Source organism: Streptomyces sp. NPDC047028 (assembly GCF_040644095.1).
Classification (GTDB): Bacteria; Actinomycetota; Actinomycetes; order Streptomycetales; family Streptomycetaceae; genus Streptomyces.
The window spans coordinates 1-5,728 of the sequence record NZ_JBEYVS010000100.1 but is presented as its reverse complement, the minus strand read 5'-3'; the positions used below and the strand labels follow the sequence as shown (position 1 = coordinate 5,728).

The 5,728-nt window shown below is 70.8% G+C and carries 6 protein-coding genes, 1 tRNA gene and 1 pseudogene; 1 reads left to right on the top strand and 7 read right to left on the bottom strand.

Annotation, left to right across the window (positions count from 1 at the left end; translation table 11 throughout):
- The 5 genes from ABZ854_RS36795 to ABZ854_RS36775 form a co-directional block, all read right to left on the bottom strand.
- The coding region (locus ABZ854_RS36795) for a beta-galactosidase (protein ID WP_361220297.1) at window positions 1–870 on the bottom strand (870 nt) is incomplete at its 3' end.
- Window positions 871–1,086: 216 nt separating this feature from the next.
- The gene (locus ABZ854_RS36790; RefSeq protein WP_361220291.1) at window positions 1,087–1,815 is read right to left on the bottom strand and encodes a L,D-transpeptidase; all 729 of its coding nucleotides are present in this window, start codon (window positions 1,813–1,815) and stop codon (window positions 1,087–1,089) included.
- A complete protein-coding gene (locus ABZ854_RS36785) occupies window positions 1,808–2,314 on the bottom strand; it encodes a SigE family RNA polymerase sigma factor (protein WP_361220294.1) in 507 nt (168 codons plus the stop codon). The genes ABZ854_RS36790 and ABZ854_RS36785 overlap by 8 nt, the downstream gene beginning before the upstream one ends.
- A gap of 59 nt (window positions 2,315–2,373) precedes the next feature.
- Entirely contained in the window at window positions 2,374–3,378 is a 1,005-nt protein-coding gene (locus ABZ854_RS36780) for a L,D-transpeptidase (RefSeq protein WP_361220288.1), read from the bottom strand.
- A gap of 135 nt (window positions 3,379–3,513) precedes the next feature.
- Window positions 3,514–4,110, bottom strand: coding sequence for a TetR/AcrR family transcriptional regulator C-terminal ligand-binding domain-containing protein (locus ABZ854_RS36775; RefSeq protein ID WP_361220285.1), 597 nt, complete (start codon window positions 4,108–4,110; stop codon window positions 3,514–3,516).
- 99 nt (window positions 4,111–4,209) lie between these two features.
- Between ABZ854_RS36775 and ABZ854_RS36770 the strand changes: the two genes are divergently transcribed.
- Window positions 4,210–5,430: an alpha/beta fold hydrolase gene (locus ABZ854_RS36770; RefSeq protein WP_361220282.1), complete on the top strand. Its 1,221-nt coding sequence runs from the start codon at window positions 4,210–4,212 to the stop codon at window positions 5,428–5,430.
- Window positions 5,431–5,536: 106 nt separating this feature from the next.
- Here the strand turns inward: ABZ854_RS36770 and ABZ854_RS36765 are convergent.
- Both ABZ854_RS36765 and ABZ854_RS36760 read right to left on the bottom strand, forming a co-directional pair.
- Window positions 5,537–5,621, bottom strand: a tRNA-Leu gene (locus ABZ854_RS36765).
- Between the two features lie 12 nt (window positions 5,622–5,633).
- Window positions 5,634–5,728: pseudogene (locus tag ABZ854_RS36760) on the bottom strand (SGNH/GDSL hydrolase family protein); the annotation flags it as partial.

The window sequence follows — 5,728 nt, the reverse complement described above, 5'->3', positions numbered from 1 at the left end:
CGGGCCGGGCCGCCGACCGTACGGCGTGGGCGAGCCGGTCGTCGTCCTCCTCCGGGACCGTCCGTAGGTCGAGCAGGCTGTGTACAGCGGCCGTCCGGCCGGGTGGTCGTAGCTGATGTCGGGGACACCGCGCCACTGCGAGGGGTTGGAGCAGTTGAAGCCCTGCGGGTAGGAGTCCGGGCCGTCGACGTCGAGGGCGCCGGTGCCGGAGTTGAAGGTGCCGTTGTTGTTGCCGGTCAGCGGGACGGTGATGCCGTCGGCGCGGGCCTTGTCCTCCAGGTGCTTCATGTAGGAGTGGCCGGCCGCCGAGCCGTTGTAGTACTCGTTCTCGACCTGGTAGGCGATGACCGAGCCGGTGCCGTTGGTCAGCTGGTGGCGGGCGATGATCCGGTCGATCCGGGTCAGCCACTCGTCGGCGTACTTCAGGAACTCCGGGTCGTCGCTGCGGTTGTGCCCCGCCTTGGTGGTCAGCCAGCCGGGCAGCCCGCCGCCGTCCACCTCGGCGTTGATGTACGGCGCCGGGCGCGCGATCACGTACAGCCCGGCCTCCTGGGCCATGTCCAGCAGCTTGTCGACGTCCCGCACCCCGCTGAAGTCGTACACGCCCGGCCCCGGCGAGTGGTATCCCCAGTCGAAGTACAGCGAGGTGGAGTTGAAGCCGGCGGCCTTCATCTTCTGGAAGATGTCGCGCCACAGGTCCGGGCTCGGCAGCCGGAAGTAGTGGAACTCCCCGGACCACAGGTAGGTGCGCTTGCCGTCGACGAGGAACGAATAGCCGTCGAAACTCACCTTGTGCGCCCCTGGGCCGGGCGCAGACGAGGACGCCGCCGGCGGACCGGCGGCCTGCCCCGCGACGGCCGGTGCCGTCATGCCCGCGGACAGCGCGAGGGTCGCGGCCGCCGCGAGGACGGGCCGCCACCTCGGACGGCGGCGGGGTCTCGGACTCCCGGAACCGCCTTGGACTTTGTGCACTTTGGCCTCCCCGACCGTTCGATCGCCCAACTTCAAACAGACTCAGGCAAAGTCGAACAGTAAAGGCCCGGCGGAGGCCGCACAATGGGGCGGACGGCGAGGAGTTGTGGGCGGTCAGTGGTTGCCGGTGATGGGCCGGCGTTCGAGGCAGACGGAATCCGGGTCCGCGCTCGCGCCCTGACGGCCCTTGATCTCCACATGAGCGCCCAGCCGGACGGCGTCGTAGACCCACTTCCCGTCGTGGGGCGAGAGGGCGATGGCGCCGGCGTCGAACTCGTTGCCGATGGCGCTGAGACCGGCGTCGGGGTTGAGCGCGAACGTCAGCATCCGCTGATGGTGACTGCGGTCGGTGAAGGCGACGACCCAGCGCATGACCGGCACGTACTTGGTCATCCTGTCGGGCGGCAGGGCGATGGAGGGGTACTTCGCGGTGACCGTGACCTCCGTCTCCCCGATCGGGCAGTTCTCCGACGGCTTGCCGATGCGGAAGGTCTTGCCCCCGACGGTCAGGGTGTAGGTGTCCAGATCGACCGTCACCCGCTGTGCGTGCGCCGGGGACGGGGTGGGCGTGGGGGTGCGGGACAGGGAGGCCGCGGGCGGCGCGCTCGGCCGGGACGACTCGGCCGGAGAGCCGAGCGCGCCGGTGGTGACCACGGTGACGGCCGCCGCCCCGAGGACGGTGGCGGCGAGTGCGGCACGCCGGTTGCGGCGCCGGCGTACCGCCCGGCTCCTGACCTGTGCGCCCATGGTCAGGACCGGGGCCGCGCCTTGCGCGGCCAGGTGGTGGAGCCGTGCGGACAGATCCGCTTCGGACAGGAGCTGCGGGGGCTGCTGGTCAGGCACAGGCTTCCTCCGTCGGGTGCGGTGCGTCGCTCACGAGGTGGGTGGCGAGCGCGGTTCGGCCGCGTGACAGGCGCGCCTTGACGGTGCCGACGGCCGCACCGGTCTCGGCGGCCGTCTGCTCCACGGTCAGATCACAGAGGTGGTGCAGGACGATCGCGGTGCGCTGGGCCTCCGGCAGTCGCCGCAGAGCCGCGACCAACGCCACGTGGTCCGGCCCCGGTTCGGGCACCGGCCGGGTGGCGTGGTCGCCCCGGACCAGGTGCCACCAGTGGCGTGCCCGCCGCCAGCGGCTCATCGCGAGCCGGTGAGCCACCGTACGGATCCACGCCTCGGGGTCCCGTTCGCCGTTCAGGACCGACGCCCGCCGGTCCCAGGCGCGTATGAACGCCTCCTGGACGACGTCCTGGGCCTCGGCGTGGTCGCCCGTCAGGGCGTACAGCTGGCCGACCAGGCGCGGGTAGGCCGCCGTGTAGAAGAGGTCGAACTCGTCCTCGGTCACCCTGTCGTGCTCTCTTCTCGCGGCGCGGGGCTCGTGACGCAGCGCCGCCGCGGCCGGGGTCATGCGGTGCGGGTGGCGCCGGTGGCGCTGTGCTCGAGCCAGCGCTTCCAGCTGAGGTTCCAGTCGCCGTAGCCGTTGCCGACGGCGACCACGGGCTTGTGCGCCCCGGTGACCTTGATGACGTCACCGACCATCACCTGGTCGTAGAAGCCCCTGGCCGTCGTCGTGGCCAGTCCGACGCAGCCGTGGGTGACGTTGCTGCGCCCGGCGGCGGTGTCCGCGTGCGGGTTCTGGTGCACATAGGTCCCCGACGTCGTCAGGTGCAGGGCCCAGTGGTAGTAGGCGCGGTAGGTGTCGTTCGGGCCCATGCCCACGGTGCTGGAGTCCATGAGCACCTTGGGCTGCTTGTCCATGACGACCATCGTCCCGTTCCAGGTGTCCCGCCCCGGCTTCCCCGCGGTGATCGGGATGCGGCTCTCCTTCCCGCCGGTGTCGACGGTCATCATGTCCGTCGTCGTGTCGACCGTGGCGACGAGGGACCGGCCGACGGTGAAGTGGCGGACGCCGTGCGAGCCGACGCGGAGGCTGACCTTCGTGCCGGGCCGCCAGTAGGTGGTGGGGCGGAAGTCGAGACGCTGCCCGTCCAGGAGGTTGTGGTCCCGCACCCAGCTCCAGGCGCCGGTGGTTGCGGAGGAGGTACGCACGCGCAGCCAGTTCTCCACGGCCGCGCGCTCGGTGACGGGCACCGGCCGCGGGAAGGTGACGGATATCGGCATGCCGACGCCGACCGTCTGCCGGTCGGGCACGTGCACGGTCGCCCGCGCGAGGACGGCGGGTTCCGGCATGGACGGTGTGCTCGGCGAGGTCGGTGCGGTGGACGGCTTACCCGTCCCGCCGTCCTTGTCCCCCGCGCCCTTGGCGTGCGCCGCGGCGCTCGGTGTGGCGGCGGACGAACGAAGACCGGTGCCCGCATCGGTCGAGCATCCGACGGCCGACAGCAGAGCGGCGCCCGCCAGGAAGGCGGCGCCGAGCCGGCCGGCGGTCCGGCCGGCCGAACGTTCCACGTACATGAGTTTCCCCCGTGTTGAGGTGCGGTATCGCCTCCTATACGCACGGGCGCACGGGCAGGTTGCATCGGTCCGGGGACTTTTTCGGAGGCAACTGGTTCAAGGTCGTAAGACTTCCGAAAGGAAGCGCGCTCATCCCGCCGCGCCCGGCGCTTTCGAGGTGGCGAGCAGTCTGTCCACGAGGAGTCCTGGGTAGCCGGAGGCCGGCGGGTCGATGCCGAAGATCGCCCGTACGTAGAGCGGGGCGAGGAGCTGGTCCAGCATCTCCTCCAGGGTCGGCGGGGTCTCGCCGCGGGCCGCGGCCCGTTCCCGGATGGCCTCGATGGAGGCGATACGGCGCCGGAAGTGCTGGACGCGTTCCGCCTGCGCTGTGGTGCTGCCCGGCATGGACAGGGCGAGGGCGCGCACGAGCAGGCGGCCTTCCGGTGTGCGGATGCTCGCCACCCCCGCCTCCACCCAGGCGACGAGGTCCCCGCGCAGGCTGCCGGTGTCCTTCAGCGGCGAGTCGCGTTCGAGCCGGGTGGTGACCACGTCGGCGAGCACGGCCTCATGGCTCCCCCAACGCCGGTAGACGCTGGTGTGGTTGACCCCGGCGCGCTGAGCGATCGCGGGGACGGTGAGCTCGGCGCCGTCGGGATCGGACAGCAGATCGACGACCGCCTCATGGACGGCCGAACGGACCTGTTCGGGGCTCTTTCGGACGCGTGCGGTCGGTTCCTTCGAAGTCACCCCCTCATCGTAAGCACAGATATTTGCTTCGCGACCCGGACGGGTCTAGAGTCGTCGCCGTAAGCACATATCTGTGCTTACGGCGACGAGGAGGCTGCCATGACGAACCTGCTGTTCCCGGACAACTCCCAGTTCTGGTACGAGACCCTGCGGTCGATGAGTCACATCGCCTACGGCGGCGCCGACTTCGGCGAGGTGGTCTCCACCAGCGCGCGCATCACCGAGGGCGACTACGACAGCTGGCACGACGAGTGGCTGGCCACGGCCGACCGGGTCGCCGCCGAGGCCGGGAAGGCCCTGGCCGCCGGGCACCCGGTCAGCGCCAGGGACGGGTTCCTGCGGGCCTCCAACTACTACCGCTCGGCGGAGTTCTTCCTCCACGGCCACCCCTGCGACCCGCGGCACGACCACGCCTACGACCGCAGCGTGGCCTGCTTCCAGGCAGCGGCGGCACTGTTCACCCCGGTCATCGAGCCGGTCCGCATCCCCTACGAGGACACCACCCTGCCCGGCTACCTCTACCGGGCCGACACCACCGGCACCCCCCGCCCGACCGTGATCATGCACAACGGTTTCGACGGCACCGCGGAGGAGATGCACTTCTTCGGGGCGCTGGCCGCCGTCGAACGCGGCTACACCGTGCTGACCTTCGACGGCCCCGGCCAGCCCGGCCCCCGTCACCACCAGGACCTCGTCTTCCGCCCCGACTGGGAGAACGTCATCACCCCCGTGATCGACTTCGCCGAGACGCTCCCCGAGGTCGACCGCGGCCGCATAGCGCTGCTCGGCGCCAGCATGGGCGGCCTGCTCGCGCCGAGGGCTGCGGCCTTCGAGCAGCGCCTCGCCGCGCTGATCACCCTCGACGGCCTCTACGATCTCGGCCAGACATCGGTCCGCAACGTCCCCGGCGACCGCGAGGAAGCCGAACGTCTCCTGCGCGCCGACACCGCCCCCGAACTCGACGCCGCCTACGAGCGGATCATGACCCAGGACGCCACCGCACGCTGGGCGATCAACCACGGCATGTACGTCATGGGCGTCAGCACCCCCCGCGCCTTCAACGCCTCCTACCTCGACTACACGCTCCGGGACGGCATCGCCGAGCGGATCCAGTGCCCCACCCTCGTGTGCGACGCCGCCGAGGACGAGTTCTTCAAGGGGCAGCCCGAACAGCTCTACGACCACCTGACCTGCGCCAAGACCCTCATGGCGTTCACCGCCGAGGAGGGCGCGGGCGCCCACTGTCACCCCGGCGCGATGCGCCTGTCCCTGGCCCGCGTCTACGACTGGCTCGACGACACGTTCCGTATTGCGGCCTGAACGGCGGCCGGCGGGCCGGCCCGGCATCGCGAACGAGGACACGCGTACACGGCAAAGGGCCTCGACCGTACGGTCGAGGCCCTCGCCATCACATGTCCAGCACTTGTGTCCGAGGGGGGACTTGAACCCCCACGCCCGATAAAGGGCACTAGCACCTCAAGCTAGCGCGTCTGCCATTCCGCCACCCGGACGGGGTGTGTGCCGATGCCCAGCTTCCACACCTCCTTGCCCAACGGGTTCGTCCGGCCCTCGGACCACAGCCGCTTCAGGTTCGGCACGCTCGCCACGTAGACCTGCG